Genomic DNA, 365 nt, shown 5'->3' on the forward strand with positions numbered 1-365 from the left:
GGAATTACCGTGCTGTCCGGGAGGATAGTTCTTCTTTGACAATACTTTATCTGCTCCAAAGATACCTTCACCGAATTTACGGGCTATTCTTGATTTTGGTCCAGTATATCTAGCCATTTCTTTTAAATATTTAATTGTTTATTCATGAACTTGGGTTTGTTGCAGCCGCGATTGCAGAGAGAAAGTTTACAATCCAATAACAAAATCAAGTCTCACTTCTATTAAAGGTAAATTTTAAACTCTACGTCTTTTCGGAGGACGACAACCGTTGTGCGGAAGCGGAGTTACGTCAATGATTTCAGTAACCTCGATACCTGCACCGTGGATAGTTCTAATAGCAGACTCACGTCCGTTACCCGGGCCCT

Annotated in this window: 1 protein-coding gene and 1 pseudogene; both read right to left on the reverse strand. The window is 41.1% G+C overall.

What is annotated here, in order from left to right; translation table 11 throughout:
• A pseudogene (locus AB5213_RS17155) lies at positions 1–117 on the reverse strand (30S ribosomal protein S4); the annotation flags it as partial.
• A gap of 117 nt (positions 118–234) precedes the next feature.
• Positions 235–365 (reverse strand): 30S ribosomal protein S11 (gene rpsK, locus AB5213_RS17160; RefSeq protein ID WP_368277038.1); only part of this gene is annotated, 131 nt, incomplete at its 5' end.

This window comes from Coprococcus sp. RTP21204st1_G4_RTP21204_210225, assembly GCF_040915385.1.
Taxonomy (GTDB): Bacteria; Bacillota; Clostridia; order Lachnospirales; family Lachnospiraceae; genus Allocoprococcus; species Allocoprococcus comes.